This is a genomic window from Haloarcula sp. 1CSR25-25, assembly GCF_032027985.1.
Classification (GTDB): Archaea; Halobacteriota; Halobacteria; order Halobacteriales; family Haloarculaceae; genus Haloarcula.
The window spans coordinates 25,242-43,965 of the sequence record NZ_JAHYBW010000012.1 but is presented as its reverse complement, the minus strand read 5'-3'; the positions used below and the strand labels follow the sequence as shown (position 1 = coordinate 43,965).

At 56.1% G+C, this 18,724-nt stretch carries 20 protein-coding genes; 10 read left to right on the top strand and 10 right to left on the bottom strand.

Annotated elements, in window-relative coordinates; genetic code table 11:
• Position 1: 1 nt before the first annotated feature.
• Complete coding sequence (locus tag KZ498_RS22825) at positions 2 to 2,689, bottom strand: heavy metal translocating P-type ATPase (RefSeq protein ID WP_312621857.1); 2,688 nt, start codon at positions 2,687 to 2,689, stop codon at positions 2 to 4.
• A 321-nt stretch (positions 2,690 to 3,010) separates the two neighbouring features.
• Here KZ498_RS22825 and KZ498_RS22820 point away from each other — a divergent pair, with 321 nt between their 5' ends.
• Complete coding sequence (locus KZ498_RS22820) at positions 3,011 to 3,580, top strand: YbhB/YbcL family Raf kinase inhibitor-like protein (RefSeq protein ID WP_312621855.1); 570 nt, start codon at positions 3,011 to 3,013, stop codon at positions 3,578 to 3,580.
• Positions 3,581 to 4,794: 1,214 nt separating this feature from the next.
• Positions 4,795 to 5,883 carry a hypothetical protein gene (locus KZ498_RS22815; RefSeq protein ID WP_312621853.1) on the top strand — a complete coding sequence of 363 codons (1,089 nt, stop codon included), beginning with the start codon at positions 4,795 to 4,797 and terminating at the stop codon, positions 5,881 to 5,883.
• 87 nt (positions 5,884 to 5,970) lie between these two features.
• Here KZ498_RS22815 and KZ498_RS22810 read toward each other — a convergent pair whose 3' ends face one another.
• Positions 5,971 to 6,504, bottom strand: coding sequence for a metal-dependent hydrolase (locus KZ498_RS22810; RefSeq protein ID WP_312621972.1), 534 nt, complete (start codon positions 6,502 to 6,504; stop codon positions 5,971 to 5,973).
• A 134-nt stretch (positions 6,505 to 6,638) separates the two neighbouring features.
• Here KZ498_RS22810 and KZ498_RS22805 point away from each other — a divergent pair, with 134 nt between their 5' ends.
• Positions 6,639 to 7,523, top strand: coding sequence for an IS1595 family transposase (locus tag KZ498_RS22805; RefSeq protein WP_312621852.1), 885 nt, complete (start codon positions 6,639 to 6,641; stop codon positions 7,521 to 7,523).
• A 165-nt stretch (positions 7,524 to 7,688) separates the two neighbouring features.
• Here KZ498_RS22805 and KZ498_RS22800 read toward each other — a convergent pair whose 3' ends face one another.
• From KZ498_RS22800 to KZ498_RS22770, 7 genes are all read right to left on the bottom strand, one after another.
• Complete coding sequence (locus tag KZ498_RS22800; protein WP_396276181.1) at positions 7,689 to 8,759, bottom strand: iron transporter; 1,071 nt, start codon at positions 8,757 to 8,759, stop codon at positions 7,689 to 7,691.
• Positions 8,760 to 9,030: 271 nt separating this feature from the next.
• Positions 9,031 to 9,978: a metal-dependent hydrolase gene (locus KZ498_RS22795; protein ID WP_312621848.1), complete on the bottom strand. Its 948-nt coding sequence runs from the start codon at positions 9,976 to 9,978 to the stop codon at positions 9,031 to 9,033.
• 107 nt (positions 9,979 to 10,085) lie between these two features.
• On the bottom strand, positions 10,086 to 10,508 hold the full coding sequence (locus KZ498_RS22790) for a plastocyanin/azurin family copper-binding protein (protein ID WP_312621846.1): 423 nt from the start codon (positions 10,506 to 10,508) through the stop codon (positions 10,086 to 10,088).
• Between the two features lie 24 nt (positions 10,509 to 10,532).
• Positions 10,533 to 11,783: a metal transporter gene (locus KZ498_RS22785; RefSeq protein ID WP_312621845.1), complete on the bottom strand. Its 1,251-nt coding sequence runs from the start codon at positions 11,781 to 11,783 to the stop codon at positions 10,533 to 10,535.
• 1 nt (position 11,784) lies between these two features.
• Complete coding sequence (locus KZ498_RS22780; RefSeq protein WP_312621843.1) at positions 11,785 to 13,044, bottom strand: multicopper oxidase domain-containing protein; 1,260 nt, start codon at positions 13,042 to 13,044, stop codon at positions 11,785 to 11,787.
• A 129-nt stretch (positions 13,045 to 13,173) separates the two neighbouring features.
• Positions 13,174 to 13,851 carry a metal-dependent transcriptional regulator gene (locus tag KZ498_RS22775; protein WP_312621841.1) on the bottom strand — a complete coding sequence of 226 codons (678 nt, stop codon included), beginning with the start codon at positions 13,849 to 13,851 and terminating at the stop codon, positions 13,174 to 13,176.
• A gap of 170 nt (positions 13,852 to 14,021) precedes the next feature.
• Entirely contained in the window at positions 14,022 to 14,423 is a 402-nt protein-coding gene (locus KZ498_RS22770) for a helix-turn-helix domain-containing protein (protein WP_312621840.1), read from the bottom strand.
• Positions 14,424 to 14,565: 142 nt separating this feature from the next.
• Here KZ498_RS22770 and KZ498_RS22765 point away from each other — a divergent pair, with 142 nt between their 5' ends.
• From KZ498_RS22765 to KZ498_RS22735, 7 genes are all read left to right on the top strand, one after another.
• Positions 14,566 to 14,814 carry an Rdx family protein gene (locus tag KZ498_RS22765; RefSeq protein ID WP_312621839.1) on the top strand — a complete coding sequence of 83 codons (249 nt, stop codon included), beginning with the start codon at positions 14,566 to 14,568 and terminating at the stop codon, positions 14,812 to 14,814.
• A gap of 33 nt (positions 14,815 to 14,847) precedes the next feature.
• Entirely contained in the window at positions 14,848 to 15,102 is a 255-nt protein-coding gene (locus KZ498_RS22760; protein ID WP_312621838.1) for a glutathione S-transferase N-terminal domain-containing protein, read from the top strand.
• Positions 15,099 to 15,308, top strand: coding sequence for a hypothetical protein (locus KZ498_RS22755; protein WP_312621837.1), 210 nt, complete (start codon positions 15,099 to 15,101; stop codon positions 15,306 to 15,308). The genes KZ498_RS22760 and KZ498_RS22755 overlap by 4 nt, the downstream gene beginning before the upstream one ends.
• A gap of 3 nt (positions 15,309 to 15,311) precedes the next feature.
• Positions 15,312 to 15,686 (top strand): DoxX family protein, encoded by a 375-nt coding sequence (locus KZ498_RS22750; protein WP_312621836.1) that lies wholly within the window; start codon positions 15,312 to 15,314, stop codon positions 15,684 to 15,686.
• Positions 15,683 to 16,612 (top strand): thioredoxin domain-containing protein, encoded by a 930-nt coding sequence (locus KZ498_RS22745; RefSeq protein ID WP_312621834.1) that lies wholly within the window; start codon positions 15,683 to 15,685, stop codon positions 16,610 to 16,612. Before KZ498_RS22750 ends, KZ498_RS22745 begins: the two co-directional genes overlap by 4 nt.
• A 6-nt stretch (positions 16,613 to 16,618) precedes the next feature.
• On the top strand, positions 16,619 to 17,218 hold the full coding sequence (locus KZ498_RS22740) for a hypothetical protein (RefSeq protein ID WP_312621833.1): 600 nt from the start codon (positions 16,619 to 16,621) through the stop codon (positions 17,216 to 17,218).
• A gap of 67 nt (positions 17,219 to 17,285) precedes the next feature.
• Positions 17,286 to 18,293 carry an arsenic resistance protein gene (locus KZ498_RS22735; RefSeq protein ID WP_312621832.1) on the top strand — a complete coding sequence of 336 codons (1,008 nt, stop codon included), beginning with the start codon at positions 17,286 to 17,288 and terminating at the stop codon, positions 18,291 to 18,293.
• A 35-nt stretch (positions 18,294 to 18,328) separates the two neighbouring features.
• Here KZ498_RS22735 and KZ498_RS22730 read toward each other — a convergent pair whose 3' ends face one another.
• Positions 18,329 to 18,676 carry a hypothetical protein gene (locus KZ498_RS22730; protein ID WP_312621831.1) on the bottom strand — a complete coding sequence of 116 codons (348 nt, stop codon included), beginning with the start codon at positions 18,674 to 18,676 and terminating at the stop codon, positions 18,329 to 18,331.
• Positions 18,677 to 18,724 lie beyond the last annotated feature (48 nt).

Here is an 18,724-nt window from a genome sequence, read left to right as displayed (position 1 = left end):
TTTACCCCTCCGAATTGTTGGTTTCGATGTCTGTGTCCGGCGTAATTCGAGAGAGTCGCATCGCATTCCCGGTGACGGCCGTCGTCATTCCGGCGTCGCCAGCGAGAACCGCGAGCCAGATCGGGACGTATCCGAACGGGACTGCGACCGCCAGCCCGGCTTTGACACCGAGACTTGCCCAGATGTTCTGCCGGATGACCCCGTTCGCATCGTTTGCGAGTTCGTAGAGGTACGGGAGCTTCGCGAGGTCATCACCCATCAAGGCGATGTCGGCGGTCTCCAATGCGGTATCAGTCCCGGCAGCCCCCATCGCCACGCCGACTGTGGCGGTGGCGAGCGCCGGTGCGTCGTTGATCCCGTCCCCGACCATCGCAACGCCGTCGTACTCCTCAACGAGTTCGTCGATAGCGTCGACCTTCTGTTCGGGGAGTAATTCGGCCTGGTACTCGTCGACGCCGACCTGCTCGGCAATCGCGCGGGCTGTCCGCTCGTTGTCGCCCGTCAGCATCACCGTTCGCGAGACGCCGAGCTGCTTGAGTCGCGTTACCGTTCGCTTGGCCTCCGGACGAATCTCGTCGGCGACTGCGATGACGCCCTCGAGTTCGTCTTCGGTCCCAACGAGGACGACAGTCTTGCCTTCAGCTTGGAGTTCTGGGACGGTCTCTTCGAGGAGGTCGAGACAGTTGTTCTGGTTACACATCTGCCGGGCTGTCTGTGTCACGACGCCACCGTCGGTCGTCGCGTGAACGTGCGAAAGGTCGAACTCTAACTCCTCAAACAGACCCGGTTTGCCTGCGAAGTGAGGCGTCCCGTCGAGATCGGCACGAACACCCTTCCCGGTGATGCTCTCGAAGTCATCGACCTGGCGCTCGGCGACCCCTGCGCTGCCGGCTTCGGCGACGATCGCCTCACCGATGGGGTGTTCACTCCGTTGTTCGAGTCCCCGTGCACACCGGAGCACGTCCTCCTCCGAGTTCCCGTTCAAGGGAACGACGTCGGTGACGGTGAGCTCACCCTTCGTCAACGTTCCCGTCTTGTCGAACGCGACGACATCGACCGCACCCATCGCTTCGAGGTGATTCCCGCCCTTGATCAGGACGCCGTTCTTCGCGGCGCTCGTAATTCCCGACACCACCGAGACAGGCGTTGAGATGACAAACGCACATGGACAGGCCAACACCAACAGCGTCAGTCCGTAGACGACGGCCGTGGACCAGGTCGTGCCGAAGATGTACGGGCTTGCTACCGTCGTCAGGATGGCGAAGCCGACGACGACTGGCGTGTAGTACGTCGAGAAGCGCTCGACGAACTGTTCGCGTTCGGTCTTGTTCGACTGGGCGTCCTCAACCATCTCCACGATGCGGGAGAGCGTGTTGTCGCCGGCCTCGGAGGTGACCTCGACCTCGAGATACCCCTCCTCGTTGATAGTACCGGCGTACACCTCGTCGCCCGTCGTCTTGTCGACAGGGACGCTTTCACCCGTGATCGGTGCCTGGTTGACGGCGCTCTCACCGTCGACGACGCTTCCGTCCATCGGGATTTTCTCCCCTGGCTTGACGACGACGATGTCTCCCACGGCGACCTCGTCGACGGGAATCGTCTCCGTGCTCCCGTTCCGCTTGACGGTTGCTTCATCCGGTGAGAGATCCATTAGTTCGCGGAGGGAGTTCCGGGCGCGGTCCATGGAGTACCGCTCCAGCAGTTCCGCGATGCTGAACAGGAACGCGAGGGTGGCGGCCTCGAAGTAGAGTGCCTCACCGAAGACAAGACTCGCAACGAGTGCGCCGAGGATAGCCACCGACATCAGGAAGTCGATATCGAGGTTCAGATTCCGCGCCGAGTAGTAGCCGTTGCGAAGGATCTCCTGGCCGCCGGTGGCCACTGCAATCAGAAACAGGACGCCAGCGACCAGTAGATCCGTCCCGAGAAGACCTGCGATTTGTATATTCTGGCCGGTCAAGAAGAACTCGAAAAGTAAGCCGAGGGCGACGAATCCACCGCTCACCCACGTTTTGAGTGCGCGCGAACTCGTCCAGATGCTCTCGCGCTCTCCGCCTGCTTCCTGACGTCCCGATTCGTCACCTGTCGTGTCCGTGACCTCGTACCCAGCGTTTTCGATCGCGTCGATGACGTCAGTTACCCCGGCCCTTGACGAATCATACGTGACGACGACGGTTCCGGTCGTCGCCTGCGTCTCGTATGTTGTCACTCCACCAACCCGGTTGAGGGCATTTTCGATTTTGCCCGCGCATGATGCGCAATCCATTTCTGGGACCGTGAATTTCGAGGTTACTTCGCCAGTGTTCTCCACGGTGTATCCCGCTTTTTCAACCTGATCAGCTATCGCGGTGGGACTCGTTTTCTCGTGGTCGTACGATACTATTAATGTTTCCGTCGTCACTTGCGGATTGACGCTGTCGATGCCGTCCAGCTTTTCGACACTGTTTTCGACCTTTCCTGCACACGATGGGCAGTCCATCTCCGGGACTGAGAACTGTGCTACGTCTTCTTGATCTAGCGGTAGAGCACTATCATCGCCATCGTGTCCGGTATGCTGGGTGTGCTCTTGGTCCTCGTGATCGTGGTCATGTGTATGGCTATGCTCGTGAGAATCCTCTCCGTGCTTGTGGTCCTCGTGGTCGGGTGGGCCACTACTTCTACTATGAGGCTCTTCCTCAGGTGAGGCCATTACATACTGCTAACCACTACATGTTTATTAAATCGACTGCTACTAAACGGCCTAAATATGACATAGCTTAATAAAAGAATTGGATTAAGTTATTAACTTGGCCGCTAATTCGTTCCATTCTCCGGACCCAGCCAGGGTAGCTCGTTACTACTTGTGTTTGATTTCCCGGAGAAGCGCAAGGACTCCAAAGAAGGTGAGGCCGACGCTTACCAGCATTACCGAACCTGGCCATCGTTAATCGAATGCCCCTGTGGCGTAGATTGTTGGTATCGGGCAAATTGATACCAACGGCCAAAAGTATCTTGCGACCGAACAGTAACCGTGCGCCGACGTCATTTCTTGGAGATATTCGGCACCACTTCGGTCAGTGTGATATCAGGGTGCATCGGGAAATCAGAGTCAAAAAAACCTGCCTTCGTTAGCTCTAGTCCAGCATTTGAATCTGGGGACACACTACCCTCGCAGTTTACCTGCGAAGGCACAGGTAAGTCACCGCCGTTCATTGTCAACCGAATTCCAGAGCCGACGAAATCACTGGCAATCACTGGTGAGTGGAGCAAAGGGCCTATTAATGAGCCCCGGTTCTGGACGATTTGGAATATCCCACCAGAAACTGAACGAATCCCGGTTGGAATCCCACGAACAAAAAGAGTCGAATCTCTCGGTGGAGCACGGCAAGGGCGGCAGCGAGGTGGAACCGTCGGATACAAGCCACCTTGTCCACCGAGTGGTCAATCGTACGAACATCGTTTTCAGATATATGCGCTTGATCAGATGTTAGATGCCCCTGCTGGTACGACGAATGAAGAAGCAAGCGAGGCGATTGGAAGCTCAGAACTCGCAAGCAACCGAATTACTCTAACGTATACACGATCCACAGCAGACGGATGAGTGCGAGAGAGGAAATAATTGAATCGTCAGGACCGGTCGCCGAGGAGCAAACTTGGATTCTGCACTTGCACCCTCCAAGTTATTGGCTGGGCCTGAATACTGAGAAGACCTACAAACTTGAATAAATCATCGGGACTAATAGTTAGATATGGTAACACCACATGTATATATGATGGCCGGGGGATTCCTGTTACTACTTGGAGTGTATGGAATTTTTGCACCGGCTAACACTGTCAGATTCGCGGAAAAGATTGAGTATCGAACTCGCGGTCACTATGATGAAAACCCCGTTCCAACGGACCGCGATATCAAATTGACTCGACTTGTATCGTCTATATTTGCGCTTTCTGGAGCTATAATTCTCTCCCATGCTATTGTTCCACCCCAATATTTGAGCGGACATCTTAAGCTGTGACTTTACTTGTACTATACAAATATATCACTATCTTAATGTTGGTAATATTAGTGTTCATTACGTGGTTGACCACATAGGACAAATCACAACTAACTCATTTATCCAGAGTGAAGATCCGACAATACACTACTGGCCATGGTCGACGTGAAACCCGACATACCTCCAAGTCGCTCACCTGCCTACACATGTCAATACTGTGCTCATCCCTATCCAGAGCGCGAGCGACTCGTCTTACACAAGGGACTGGAACACCCAGCTAAATTAGACGACGAAGAAAAGGAAGCATTTCAGCAAGCGTACGAAGAAGAAGAAGAACGACTTCAATCGTTCCGGCTGAAGGGTATGATTGTGATAGTGCTCATCTATTTCACATTCCTCATTATGTATGCCATCTTCGCGTAAGAGGCCACCTGTGGATAGGGGCGACGAAAGTCAGAGTTCCACCACCCGTTTGTTAACACCTCTATCGGCACTAACTGCTCGAAGCTCAATCATTGTTGGCGGAGTCGCGGCTGTATGCGTATTCTTGTTAATAGTAGGACCTGCAGCTGCCGGTAACGGTCTAACCCTCTCAAAACAGCCACGAGACACCCTCAGTATTCCGAAGTGGTTATATCTTATGACGGGCAGCGCTGCGATTGGCGCTTCGGCGCTCTTGGCCAGTTTCGTTACTGATCGGTTCTTCATCCAACGGCTCGAACGATACCACCGTCACCTCATTGCTGAGCATAGCTGGATTCGAGTGCTACGTCGGGTCACGCAACTCCTTGGAGTTAGTATTCTTATCCTTGTTCTGTACGTGGGCTACACGGGGCCCTCTCTCCCAACGTCCAATCTTGCTATCTTGGTTACGTTTGCCGGGGCACGTGCAGGGCTGCCGATACTCGCATATTTAGTAGGAAATGCCTGGTCAGCGCTAAACCCATGGCATACGATAGTAACAGTTGTCCCATCTGGGTTTCTCAAGTACCCAGATTCCTGGCACCGGTGGCCTGCAGTAGTTGGTGTACTCCTCCTTGTGTGGGTTGAACTTATATTCCCAATTAGTACGGTTCCTGGAACGCTTGTGGCAGTAATTGCAGTCTATTCGGTTGTCACAATAAGTGGGGGGATTATATTTGGGCCGAAATCGTGGTTTAAAAATGCTGATCCCTGGTCAGTACTATTTAGATTCTTCGGAACTGCCGCCCCAGTTTATCGTGACAACAATGGAATCGGCCTCAGACTTCCCGCAAGTGCACTCACAGATTCGGATTTCTTGGAAGATCTATCTGATATAGCATTCATTATAGCGCTTATTTGGGAACTCACATTCAGCGGGTTCATAACAACGCAGACTGGGGCAACGGTTATTGAGACGATAGTTACTGTTGTCCCCAGTGTTGGGCTCGCAGTTGAATATATTGCTGTGCCAGTTTACACCCTACTTCTCATAGGGGGATACCTAGTCTTTTTTTATGCGTATTGGTATGCCAGTCAATTGTCGCGGCGGTGGACCAGAACATATATCGACAGTACCGAAATTGCATTCCGATTTGCACCTCCGCTGATAGCAATTGCTGCCGGCTATCATTTCGCTCATTACGCCGAACTATTCGTCACTTTAGCTCCTGCATTGGCTACGGGGCTTTTATCACCACTTTCGCCTCCAGCCAATCCCACAGTGTTATCAATACCAGCATGGTTCGATGGATTAAAAATCGCAGCAGTTCTCATTGGGCATTTGTTAGCTGTTTTTACTGCTCACGGGGTCGCGTACAACACGTTCTCCAGTCGAATGGTCGCAATTCGGAGCCAGTACCCATTTGTTCTTGTGATGATCGGATATACTGCGGTAAGTCTCTGGATTCTCTCATTGACTGGAGCTATCCCCCCATATCTTTCTTAGACTGAACTATTTTCTAATCTATCGGTTCCAATTTAATATCGCACAACCATCATTCGTAAAGACTGCGAGTGAACTGTTGGATTCTTGCTATATTATTCGCAGGGATGTACTATATTTTCGAGCTGAATTAATAGTCGTTATGAATGTATACCCAATCAGAACCGTTCCAATCCCGACTGCTACGATGTCCCACCCAGTAAATGTTAACAAGCCTGGCTGGGTTACGAATTCAGGTTTAGAAATTGGACTTGGGGAAAAGAGAGGCCAGAGCATATTATTAGGAATGTGTAGTCCACTCCGTATAAACGCTGTATAGAAATCGCCAGGGATATGTAATAAATAACCGAAAACGAAGGTTCCACCTATCGTCCTGCGGTCATATATCCATGCCAGCAGGAGTATGGCAACTGAAAGGGGGACCGCAAATACGAGCGAGTGCATGAAGATACGGCCATTGATGAGCACATCAAATTGCCACGCGAGTGGCTTATCAACGAGATCTGGAAATTGTGTTCCGAATAATAAAACCAGTAATATCGGTCCGTTCGGCATCTTTCGATGGCGAATTAAGCTGTAGCTTATATAAGGAATAACGGCAATCAAAAAATGTCCCCATGGCATCATTTGTACTGATCATTGGCTGCTGCAATATAATTATCTTGCGTCGCTCTTGCGTAGGAGATTGTTGATACTGCAGAGCGGTGGCTGCGGAGTCGAAGAGGACAAGGACACCGCGTCAGCGGTGCCCGACACGAATGATTCCGCTAGATGTGTTTGGGTCGGAATCGGTCGCAGCGGACCTGTTGGAGCAGGTTCGCTGGCGTGATGGTGTTACCTGTCCTCGCTGCCGTTCTGACCGGACGGTCAGAAACGGCAGCTACAGAGAGTTTCAACGGTATCTCTGTAAGAATTGCGACCGCACGTTCAACGATAAGACTGGCACAATCTTCGCTCATTCGAAGATTGCGCTCCGACGGTGGCTGTTCGCAATTTACGCGTTTCTCCGGTTTAACACGAGTCTCCGCCAACTACAGTGCGAAATCGAGGTGACACACAAAACGATGCACCGGCGCATCGAGCGCTTTGTCAGAGCGCTCGATGCGCCTTCCCTCAATCTCGTCGGCCCGGTCGAAATCGACGAAGTGTACGTTTCTGCCGGGAAGAAAGGCCGCGAGCGCGACCGGGAGTCGCGCTCGCGTGGCCTGTCCACGCGCGGGCGTGGTTCGTATAGCAGCGACAAGCCACCAATCTTCATCATCGCCGACCGTGGCACCGGACAGCGGTACGTGATTCCAGCGAAAGCCGCAGACGAATCGACGATTCGACTCCTGCTGGCCGACCGCCAGCAGGAGTCACTCACTGTCTATACCGACGGCTTTCGAGCGTACGAACCGCTTGAAGACGACGACGCATTCGACCGCGAATACGTCGTCCACGGCGACGGCGAATACGCCGACGACGAGGTGCACGTCAACACCTGCGAGAGCCACGCGTCGCGGGTGCGACGGTGGCTCTCGCCCCACCGAGGTATCTCCAAAGACAAGCTAACACAGTATCTCAGAGCGTTTCAACTACGCCGAGAGCTGTTTCGGAAACCCGGCCGAGACGCTCTCAAACACGCTCTTCGAGCAACGTTGTGAAATCAACAATGTGCTACGGATGAGCGATCTTGCGTAATTCTATGGACAACGCAGAGAAGTCACAGAACAATAATCAAATCACCGAACTACCCCTCTATATTTCATTCAAATTTCGATGGTATAGCCACTCCCATACTGACTGACAGACACAGTCCAATAGGAACTTTACTCAACAGTAAATTCAATCGGCGCCATGTTGAGGAACGCGGTTTCGTAGCCATCGTGGCGCGCCAGTTGGGGCGGTGACTCTACCGTAATTCTGATCGTATCGCCGGAGTTGAGTTCATCAAGACTCATGCCATAGAAACTCCCGAGGCCGGGATCAAGAGATGCTTGGAGTGAGCCCTGAGCAATTGTGTCTCCCCCTCGGTTGAGTGTTGCAGACAGAGCCATCCTCGGGAGCATTACGCGATTGTGAGGTGTTCGAGGAGAGACGATCAAGAAGGGTCCGCCACTCTCACTAAACCGATGGTCACCATCAACGAGAGCAACGAATATCGTCGCATCACCAGATTGCCCTTCGTGGAGAAGTCGACCAGGAAGCTCAGATTTTGTCGGTACGACCGGTTCAGGGATCATTTCCATATCCATTAGATCGACTGTCCCACGAGTGCCCGCTTTTTTTCCCAACCGGCGAATTTCCAAATTGTACGTCTCATCCGTATCGAACGTGAATTGCATCGTGGCAGACTGTCCCTCTGTAAATCGCCCGTCGAATGGATTCGTACGAGATGTCTGCAACGGGCCGACTTGAAGCGTCACATCATACTGCCCTTCCCCTGGGAGAGCGATATTGTCGCCGTAGTGGAACCCCATATTCGGCGAAATCATCGGCCAGAGGGTGGTCGATGACACTCGACCGTCGCTATTGTTGATTTCGACAGAAACGTCGACTGGGAGAATCGTCTCCGTCTCGGTGTCCCAGACACTCACCATCAGATGTACCGAATCATCAGATCGAACGACGACTTTCGTTTTGCGAGAGCCGGTGAGGTTCCAGAAGCGATGCGGGAATGAGTGCATCAAGGCAAATCCGATATCGCCGGCTGTCGTCGTCCCGTACATTCCCATCCCTTCGATGATGGCGGGATAGTAGACGGCGTCTGGTCGATCTTCCACGAGCGGTGGATCTCGCCATGCAGACTGCGTCTCGAACCCGAGACGATCCAGACACCCAGACAGCAGCAGTCCACCTGAGAGTGCAGCTCCCTGTTTGAGAAACATTCGTCGATTCATCGTCTCATTTGCGATGTTATGATTTGTTGGTTCATATTAATTCAAGCCCACTGTCGTAAGCTGGAGGCATCCGTAACTACATCATTGACCATCCTGTGTACCCTATACCAATCGGACGACGAATACGGTGAGTACTAGCAGTGAGACAACACCGAGTAACACCGTCAGTAGGAGGTGTTTCTCTTCCATGAGCTTGGCTTCGAATGTAATTTTGAAGCCGTCCGGATTTGTGTCTTATCTTTTGGCTCACCACTGTGAGGTGCCAGTGTGGCTACGCGAACAGTATCAGATACATCACGGCGTACGCGGCGGCTGCGAGCGTAACAGCAGCCAGCGCAGTCGTAATAGCATCAATTAGCTGGGTAGATCTGTCCTCTCGCCACCTCGAACGACTCGGAGTACCAATAAAACCAACTGTGAGGACGCTGAATACGAACGGTGACGCGGTCTCAACAGTCGGTGCGGGAATCGCGAAGACCGCTCCTGCATAAGCAACCCCGAGCGCTGCACGCCGGTTGATATGCCGCATGAGGCGCCATCCTCGCAGCCTTGCAACGACAAGTAACCCCGCCCAAATTATCGTGAGTTCAATGAAGAATGCGCCGAGGAGATGCAGCGTCGGATCGGAATTGAGGAGAATCTGACCGTTCAATAAACCGGCTTGGATCGGAAGAGGATAGAATAGTGCCGGCGACGGACCAGCTAATACGTCGCCAAACGGATGCGATACGAGCCCAAGGACTCCAGCGCTGAGAACTGCTGTCGGACCGAGGCCGACGCGCTCGGCAAATGTAACCAGCCCAACTCCAGCAAGGACGAACGCGGTGACCACAGCGCCCGGGGCGATTCCATCAACGACTGTGACGATGACAATAAGGCCGCCGAAGATGAGTCCCCCAAGTGTGCCGACTCGGGAGCCGTAGTCATCACGAGCGCGCCAAGCGGCAAATCCGATTGCTGCAATGACACTGACGATAAGCGAATGGGTGGCCCCCCGATGAATTTCGTTTGCGACATCCCAGAACGCGTCGGAAGTTATGAATGCGCCTTCCAGGCTGCCGACAAGCCCAACTACGGCGTACAGCATATCGATATCTGGGAGCGTTGCAAACGAGCCAGCCAGTGCTCCAACCGCAAGCGCACGCTCCTCTGGCCACCCTCGCCAGGCGGCGAGGGTCGCCGCTATGGCGAACGCAGCCAGAAAATGTCCGACGAACATACCCTTTGTATGCCGTCACGGAATATAAGTATAGCATGAGTGACGCCCTCAACCATGTGTGTGATAGGGAGGTCAGCGGTTTGGAGAATAGCAATTCGGTTGTCCGCTTACTTTACTCGCACTGTCCCGACCATCCCAGACCCCTCATGTGGGATACAGAAGTATCCGTACGTTCCCGGCTGATCGAACGTGTGTTCGTAGTTCTCGCCCGGAGCGATGAGCCCTTCGGTGACCCGGTTCCTCGCTGCGCGTTCTGACTCGAACCCACCGCTTGCGAAGTACGCGGACCCGTCTGGAATCTCGTCTTCATACGCTGTGACTGTGTGCTCGATGTCGCTCTCGTTCGTCCACGTTACCGTCCCACCTGTTTCGACCGTCGCAGTCTTCGGCTCGAACGTGAGGTTGGCGGGCATCGTGACGGTCTGGCCCGACGACGCCTGCCCGCTCAAACAGCCAGCGGTGCTGAGCGTCGCTAGGGTGGCAGTGCTGAGTCGCAACACCGTCCGCCGATCATAGAATTCGGGTGACATTGATACAGAGATGGATGGTGCCGATTAGAGCGCCACGAAGAGGTCAGTCACGTACATGATAGCGAGGCCGAACAGGAACGCGAGTAGGTTCGTCGCACTCGCCACGCGACCGCCGGCATCGCGAACCATTCGCGCGATCTCCCAGTCGACCTGCAGGATTGCGCCAACCCCGATCGCGAGGAAGAAGGCACCGATCGTCGGCGAGTATGCGAGACTGCCGATCCAGCCACCGAGGATGACCGGTGCGCCGGCGATGACGCCGAGCGCTACGAAATGCTTGAGAGCTGGACGTTCTCCGCGGGCGACCGGCGCGACGACAGCCGGACCCTCCGTCACGTTGTGGAGCATGAACCCGATCACGAGGAATGCGCCGAGCGACACACGTCCGAGTGCGAACGAACTCCCGATTGCCAGCCCCTCCGCGAGGTTGTGCAGGCCGATTCCGATTGCGACCAGATAGGCGATCCAGAGACCGCTACTCGCCCGGCTATCACCAGCGGCGACACGCCCCTCACGCCACGCACTGATCGCCTGGACGAGCAGGAGTGCGCCGAAGATCCCGAAGACGACCAAGAGGTTCCCTTCGTACGCACCTGGAACTCGTTCGGCGAGCTCGAACGCTTCGAACCCAGCGTCAAACGCCAAGAAGCCCAGTACGCCGGCCGCGAACAAGAGCACGGCGTGCAGCCACCGATCGCTCATCGTCTTGATGTAGGGGAACCAGAGCATCCCTAATGCGACTGGGATGACGCCGACGAACAGTCCGATGACTGCGAGCGTCCCGAGCAGACTGAGGCTAAACCCGGGCGACTGACTCGGCGCGACGATCGTGTTATGGAACGTCGCTCCGTCAGAGAGCACGAGCGCGACCTCGAGGTCCCACCCCGGATTCCAGTGATACGGAATCACGATCTGTGCGCTTTCCATCGGGGCCAGCGTTTGGTCATCACCGGCTCCTTCGACCCGGAAATCCCAGTACGCCTCGTCGATGAGGACCTGTGATATCGTCACGGATTCGGGCCCGTTGTTCGTCACGTGCAGGACGACCGTTTCGTCGCTCGGAAGCGTCGTGTGCGTGACCGTTACGTCAGGAAGTGGTTCGCCGCTCTGAACCCCGGCGAGCGGTGACGTGAACGCAAACACGCCCAGGACGAGCACGAGCAACACGATCGGGAGTAACGCACTGACCCATTTCGGAAGGCCGAGCGGTTGTGTGATTTCGTTCTCAGCTGGTACACCACCGTCCGTTGTCGAACCCCGTGTCTTGTCCGTCATGTTAGACCACCTCGAAGAAGCTCATCCAGCCGAGTTCGGCGAACTCCGACTGATGGGCGTGGAACATGTACAGCCCGGGCTCGTGGTCCGAATAATCGAACTCGAGAATACCGCGCTGGGCCTGGCACTGCATGATCGTGTCCACGGTCTTGCGCGTCGGCGTTAGCGTCGTCCCGTGGTCGTAATAGTTGAAGAACTGCGAGTGGGTGTGGAACGAATTGATGAGGTCAAACTCCGTCGCATTGGAGAGATACACGCGCTGGCGTTCGTTCTTGTCGATCTGGATGGGACGTTTCGTCTCGCCCGCCGTCCAGTTGCCCTCGCCGTCGGTATCACCGACTCCGTATCCGAACGCCCGTGTGTTCGCCGCGTAGACCTCGTTACCGCCGTCGAAGTTGGTGTCGAACGAGTTCATCACCATGACCATCTCGTTGACGGCGTCGTTTTCGGCGTACTCGTGATTCCGGCTCTTCGCCTCTTCGACGAGCTGCTCTCGGAAGTCATCGGTAATCGGGCCCGGGTAGTTGACGTACTCGCGTGGATTCTCCCTGACGCGTTCGGGGTCCGGATCGACGATGATCGTGCCGTAGAGTCCGCGGTGGATGTGCTCTTTCAACGGGAGTGAGTGGCAGTGATAGAAGTGCGTGCCGGCGGGTTGGGCGATCCACTCGTAGGTGAATGACTCGCCCGTATCGAGGACGCCAGGCCCGTTCTGGGGGATCCCGTCCATTCGCGGGTTGAGGTTCTTCAGGTGTGGATGGATCGTGTGCGCGTGTCGTCCCAGATTCGTGAACTTCACGCGGATCAGGTCGCCCTCAACGGCGCGGATCGTCGGCCCCGGTACTTGGCCGTTGTACGCCCACGCCTGGAACTCAACGCCCGGAGCGATTGCTATCGTGGTGTCGACGGCGGTGAATTCGAACTCTCGTACGGTTCGGCCATTCTCCTCGTAGACCTGTTGGGGAACGTTATCTTGCCCGCTGTCCCCCGTATTGAATGCGGTGAGGAACTCGTGGGGGTCGAAATCCAAATCCCGGTATTCGCCCACCGCACCGAAGTTACCATGTTCATCCTCATCGTCGTGATCGGAGGCGGCACTTGCCCGAGAACTCCCGAGTCCGACGGCTGCACTCCCGGCAACACCGAGACCGCCGAGCACCGTGCGGCGACTGACGCTCGTCTCACCGGTGAGTGATTCGACCAGTCGCTCTTCGAGCCGTTCTGTGACGTCTGCTGCGCTACTGTAATCTATCGATGGCATGATCTCCTCCGCTGGTCAAGCCTCTGGATGCCCATAAGAGTCTTTTGACCTATCCAACGTATATATTTGACTCATCTAAACTTTGATTGAGTCTAAACTAATATCTTGCCAGGTGAGGTTCCGACTAGGTTAGCTTGTATCCTCAGACACAGATAGAACGGATACAGAGCGGGCGACTTTCTCGGGAAGTGCAACTGGTTCGTCGCCACCGTCGAGATCGAGTGTCACCATCCCAAATGAGGTGACCTCAACGATTTCTACTTCAGTTCCCGGGTGAATCCCGTGTTCGGACAGATATCGGAGTAGATCAGCGTCTTCGTCTGGCACGCGTTCGATTCGAACGCTGTCGCCCACTTGTTGATCGGCCAGTGTTTCACCGCATTTCGGTGCAGAAATATCCAGCTCCGCGGTGGGAATCGGGTCGCCATGTGGGTCAACTGCGGGATCGCCTAACTGCTCAGCTATCCGGTCCGCGAATTGATTGCTGATGTGGTGTTCGAGGCGATCTGCTTCGTCGTGCACCTCAGCCCAATCGTACTCAAGGTGATCCGTCAGATATCGTTCTAAAAGCCGGTGGTGGCGAACGATTTCGAGCGCGATAGGAATGCCGGTGTCTGTGAGTTCAACCCCCTTGTAGGGCTCATGATGTACCAAATCACGCTCGGCCAATTTTTTCACCATGCTGGTGACGGAGGGTTGTTCAACGTCCATGTACTCAGCGAGAGCCGAGGTTCGTACTCGGTCGTCTGTTTCGCCCTGAAGGTAATAAATCGCTTTGAGATAATCCTCCATGACCGCGCTCAGCATTGTGAAAGAATTAGACTAGGCTAAACATATAATTTCTCATGTGCTATATTCTTGATATCGTCAGCTGTTGGTGCGCTCCTAATTTCTTAGAATGCAGTTATCGTGAAGATCAACGCACACTGCTGCGGGGCTGATCTTTCTCCTGGACCTTCTGGGTGTATTACCACCCACTAACGCCCGGTCTGGCAGGCAGCATCTTCTTCACTTTCCGCAGGCCGGAGATACGTTTTCCCCCACTCTTCGAGTGAGTCGATCACTGGTTGCAGCGACTCTCCCCGATCGGTCAGCGAGTATTCGACGGCGACGGGCTTCTCACTCACGATTTCCCGGTCGACCAGTTCCTTCTCTTCGAGGTCGTCGAGACTCTGCGAGAGCATCTTGTTCGTAATCGCGCCGACTTCGGTACTGAGTTCGTTGAACCGGAGTTCGTCGTGTTGCAGCAGGCGGTGGATGATAACCGGGTGCCACTTCTTCCCGATAACGTCCATCGCACACGTAACTGCACACCAGTCGTCGCCCGCGCACCAGACTGCCAGACATTCGTCCTCCGGAACCTCGGCCGAATCACTCATACCGCTCTGTTGGACAGCCCCACGGATAGGAGTTCCTCAAAGATACGTCGTATACAAACGAAACTACGGTTTCGCCGACGAAACCTCATTTCGTAACAGGTACATGATAATTATACTCCCGGCGCTCCTCGGGTGATTTGTAATGACGGAAGTCAACATCGAATACTGTGTGCCGTGTGGTCTGCTCGAATACGCCGTCGAGACGCAGGAAACATTGCTCGAAGAGTTCGGGCAGGATCTCGACGGCGTCCGGCTCCAGCCCGGCCACGACGGCGTGTTCAAAGTCCACGCGGACGACGACCTCGTCTGGGACAAAGACGAGCACGACGGCGAGATCGACCTCGAAGCAATCACTGAAGCTGTCCACGACCGCGCTCACGCACACGCCTGAGCGTCCCAGTGTAGCCGCTATCTCATACGCTCCATGTTAGAACTCTATCAGGCAGAGAGGTGCCAATACTCGGCTAACGTCCGCGAGACACTGACCGACTTGGGTGTCTCGTACGTCGTCCACAACCCGCGCTCTGCCGCCGGTGAGACCCGGAACGAACAGACCCACGATCAGCTGCGTACGCTTGGTGGGGGAGACCAAATTCCGTTCATTATCGACCACCAGCGCGGCGTGACGATGTACGAATCCAACGACATCGTCGCCTACCTGGAGGAACACTACGCATGACGGACGTCGTTGAGGAAGACTGTCCGGTCTGTAACTCCTCGGAGGACGCGAAGGCACAGTTCGCGAGAGCCAAGGTTGCAGAGCATCTCAAAGAGAAAGCCCGCCGAGATGAGGCACATCGCGCGTGGGTCGACGAGTACACCACGAACGGGACGCTTGCGGAGATTCGCGAGGCGCTCGACGAGCAGGGGCACCCTCGGAACTGATCGATGGCTCACGAAATAGAGGACGGGGACATCGGTCTCCGACGTAATCTCCGCCCGGTTCTCCGCATCGGTATCGCGGCATTATTGCTCGTGCCGGGAGCGAGTAAATTCATCACCTACGGAACGTCGGTTCGGTTCTTTGGGTCGCTGGGACTCCCGGCCCCAACTGTGCTGGTCCCGGTCGTCGGCGGTATCGAGCTCGTCGCTGCTGGGATGTTGCTGCTCGACCGGCGCTCTTGGCTGGCGGCGTTCCTAACTATCCCGATTATGATCGTTGCCGCAAGTACTGCGGGGCCTACCTGGCAGAACCTTGGTGTCCTCGTAGGAGCAGTCATACTCATCGGCCTTGACAACCAGGAGGTGATTCGATTCGTATGACAGATCACGCCTGTCCGATTTGCGATGCCGGCTTCACGTCCGAATCCAGCCTCGACGACCACTGCTGGGATGCTCATGGCGCCTGTCACCACTGCGGCACCGAGTTTGACGACCAGAACGCGCTGTATGCACACTGGCTTGCAGTCCACGGCGACAGCCTGTCGAACAAAGCGCGAGCGCGGGCAACGGCCGAAGTGGGCGAACTGACGTTTCGCGACCGGCTCGAATATCAAGGACCCGCCAGTGCGGTCGCGAACGCCAGTCTGAGCAGGCGACATTTGTTGTATGGAGGAGCCCTCGGTCTTGGTGGCGTCGCTGGGGCGACGCTCCTCAGTGACTCAGGTGGTGGAGGTGGGAAGTCGCTGGCGGAGCACCCCGCGGCGACGAAGCTCGGGGCGCAGCCAACGCTTGGACCGTCGCCGTCGGAGGCCGAGGGAACAATCGTCGCGTTCGAGGACCCGTCGTGCCCGGCCTGTGCCCGGTTCGAGCGCTCCACGTTCCCTCGATTGAAATCCGAACTCATCGACCCAGGGCGAGTCTCGTTCGTGTTCCGCGGGATCCCCGTCGTCTACCAGTGGGGTGACCCTGCTGTTCTGGCTCTCGAGGCGACCCACAGCCGCAGTGTTGCGGCGTTCTGGGGACTCAAAACGTTCTACTACAGAGAACAGGCGAACATCGGGATGGAGAACGTGCAAGAGGTCACCAGGCAGTACCTGGCTGACCAGACCGACGTTGACGCGGCCGCTGTCATCAGCGATGTACAAAACGAAATGCCACGAGATGTAGTAGATGTAGATCTACAAGCATCGCAAGATGCGGGCGTGCAGGGAACACCGACGTTTTTCCTGTTTAGCGAGGGTTCGTTCGCAACCAAAATCGTCGGTCCGCAATCGTACGACGTGTTCGCGAGTTCACTCGGAGTGTGATTCCGGATGGCTGTTACCCTCCGTCCGCGGATACCGACCAGCGTTGCCGAGTGGCGACTGGTTGGCCGCACGGTCCGACTCGTCCTTTCCCTCCCGCAGTACGTCGTCCTGGCAACTGGATATGCTGTCCTCGGGCTTTCGATGTTCGTGTTCTCCCGGAATGTTGCCCTCCTCCAGCAGGTCGTCTTTAGAAGCCGTCTACCGTGGGAGAGTCGGGCGACGGTCATCGTTGAACTGTATCCGTTCGTTGGGACTGCATATACCGCACTCCAGGGAACAGTACTCCTCCTAACAGCGGTCCTCATCGGCATCAATTTGTCCGTCGCGACCTACCACGTCCGCGAACACAGGTTGTCGGTCGGCCAAGGATCCGGGAGCCTCGGCGGGATCGTCCTCGGAACACTCGGAGCTGGGTGTGCGGCATGCGGGTCGGCGGTGCTCGCCGGGCTCCTCTCGGTCGCTGGTGCGTCCGGACTCCTCCTCGCGCTACCGCTCGATGGGCTTGAATTCAGCGTGCTCGCGGTGGTCATGTTGCTGCTCTCGCTCTACTGGTTAGCTGACGGAATGCGAGGCGGTGAAATCGCTGGCTGTCCTCTCCCCGAATAGACGAACACGCATCACAAATGAATTCGACTACAATAGACACACACAGTCGCCTTCCTACACTCACAGTATGACACGGCTCTCGAAACAGTGGGTACAGCACAATCAAGTCGGCATCTACGCCGTCGGAGTGATCCTCGCAATTGGTGTCGGCCTCGGACTTCCAAGCGCGAGCTCGGTGCTGGAACCGCTCATCAACCCCGTGCTCGCGGTGCTGTTGTACGTCACGTTCCTCGAGATTCCGTTCGTCCGGATTCGGCGGGCGTTCCGAAACGGCCGGTTCATGACGGCCGCGCTCGGGCTGAACTTCATTGTCGTGCCGATCGTCGTGTTCGGCCTCACGCGGTTTCTCCCGCAGGAGCCGGTCATCCTCGTTGGCGCGTTCATGGTGTTGTTGACGCCGTGTATCGATTACGTCATCACGTTCACCGAACTCGCAGGCGGTGACGCCGAGCAGATCACGGCCGCGACGCCGGCGCTGATGCTCATCCAGCTGTTGTTGCTCCCGCTGTATCTCTGGCTGTTCATGGGTCAGCAGGTAGCCGAGTTCATCGAGGCCGGGCCGTTCATCGAGGCGTTCGTCGTCATCATCGCGCTGCCACTGACGCTCGCATGGGCGACCGAATACTGGGCGGAGCGCTCCAGCCGCGGCGCACAGTGGCAGGACACGATGGGGTGGTTGCCGGTCCCGATGATGGGGGCGACGCTGTTCGTCGTGATCGCCTCCCAGCTGCCGCGCGTACAGGATTCGATCGGACAGATCGCGTCGGTCGTCCCCGTCTACGTGGCGTTCTTGGTCATTATGCCGCTGCTCGGTCGATTCGTAGCGGGCGTGCTGGGGATGGAGGCTGGCGAGAGCCGAGCGCTCGTGTTCACCGCCGTCACGCGGAACTCGCTGGTCATTCTTCCGCTGGCGCTGGCGCTGCCATCTGGCTATGCGCTCGCACCAGCGGTCGTGGTCACCCAGACGCTCGTCGAACTGACGGGCATGGTCGTCCTCACACGAGTCGTCCCCGCGTGGTTGGTCCCAGATGCTCCTGACCAGATATTTGACCTCGATGTTGGGCAGAGTGACTGAACGCTCGGTGCGACAATCCAGACCACGGACTTAGATCACCGAAGTTCGTGGCGTTCGTCAGCGAAGCCGACCGTGACGAGATACTCGAGGAACTCATCGAACCGCTCGACGTCACTGGGCGTGTCGGACGCCAGGTGACGTGCCCACTCGATGGCCCACTGGAAGGCGGGATCCGTGCCGCCCTTGCCGTGAATGTACCACCACCGGGCCGCTTTCAGCACGACCAGCGGATTCGTTGGCGGCTGCTTACCGGCGAGCCTACGGGTGATGGATTCGATTTCGTCGGGGACGTCGGCGGAATCGACCTCCGCTGATTGCGTGGTGTCGATATCGACGGGGATCTCGTCGATCGAGACGTTGTCGGCGCTCTGTTGTTGACTCACGGAATTCACCTCTGGATGAGGACCCTCGATGGAGCCCTCGCCCTCTCC

Bases quoted from the DNA above. Each gene is read 5' to 3' on its own strand.
- KZ498_RS22825 (WP_312621857.1), bottom strand. From the start codon at position 2,689: ATGGCCTCACCTGAGGAAGAGCCTCATAGTAGAAGTAGTGGCCCACCC.
- KZ498_RS22750 (WP_312621836.1), top strand. From the start codon at position 15,312: ATGGCTCACGAAATAGAGGACGGGGACATCGGTCTCCGACGTAATCTC.
- KZ498_RS22770 (WP_312621840.1), bottom strand. From the start codon at position 14,423: ATGAGTGATTCGGCCGAGGTTCCGGAGGACGAATGTCTGGCAGTCTGG.
- KZ498_RS22805 (WP_312621852.1), top strand. From the start codon at position 6,639: ATGATTCCGCTAGATGTGTTTGGGTCGGAATCGGTCGCAGCGGACCTG.
- KZ498_RS22745 (WP_312621834.1), top strand. From the start codon at position 15,683: ATGACAGATCACGCCTGTCCGATTTGCGATGCCGGCTTCACGTCCGAA.
- KZ498_RS22790 (WP_312621846.1), bottom strand. From the start codon at position 10,508: ATGTCACCCGAATTCTATGATCGGCGGACGGTGTTGCGACTCAGCACT.
- KZ498_RS22795 (WP_312621848.1), bottom strand. From the start codon at position 9,978: ATGTTCGTCGGACATTTTCTGGCTGCGTTCGCCATAGCGGCGACCCTC.
- KZ498_RS22785 (WP_312621845.1), bottom strand. From the start codon at position 11,783: ATGACGGACAAGACACGGGGTTCGACAACGGACGGTGGTGTACCAGCT.
- KZ498_RS22740 (WP_312621833.1), top strand. From the start codon at position 16,619: ATGGCTGTTACCCTCCGTCCGCGGATACCGACCAGCGTTGCCGAGTGG.
- KZ498_RS22775 (WP_312621841.1), bottom strand. From the start codon at position 13,851: ATGCTGAGCGCGGTCATGGAGGATTATCTCAAAGCGATTTATTACCTT.
- KZ498_RS22760 (WP_312621838.1), top strand. From the start codon at position 14,848: ATGTTAGAACTCTATCAGGCAGAGAGGTGCCAATACTCGGCTAACGTC.
- KZ498_RS22765 (WP_312621839.1), top strand. From the start codon at position 14,566: ATGACGGAAGTCAACATCGAATACTGTGTGCCGTGTGGTCTGCTCGAA.
- KZ498_RS22800 (WP_396276181.1), bottom strand. From the start codon at position 8,759: ATGAATCGACGAATGTTTCTCAAACAGGGAGCTGCACTCTCAGGTGGA.
- KZ498_RS22735 (WP_312621832.1), top strand. From the start codon at position 17,286: ATGACACGGCTCTCGAAACAGTGGGTACAGCACAATCAAGTCGGCATC.
- KZ498_RS22755 (WP_312621837.1), top strand. From the start codon at position 15,099: ATGACGGACGTCGTTGAGGAAGACTGTCCGGTCTGTAACTCCTCGGAG.
- KZ498_RS22780 (WP_312621843.1), bottom strand. From the start codon at position 13,044: ATGCCATCGATAGATTACAGTAGCGCAGCAGACGTCACAGAACGGCTC.
- KZ498_RS22810 (WP_312621972.1), bottom strand. From the start codon at position 6,504: ATGCCATGGGGACATTTTTTGATTGCCGTTATTCCTTATATAAGCTAC.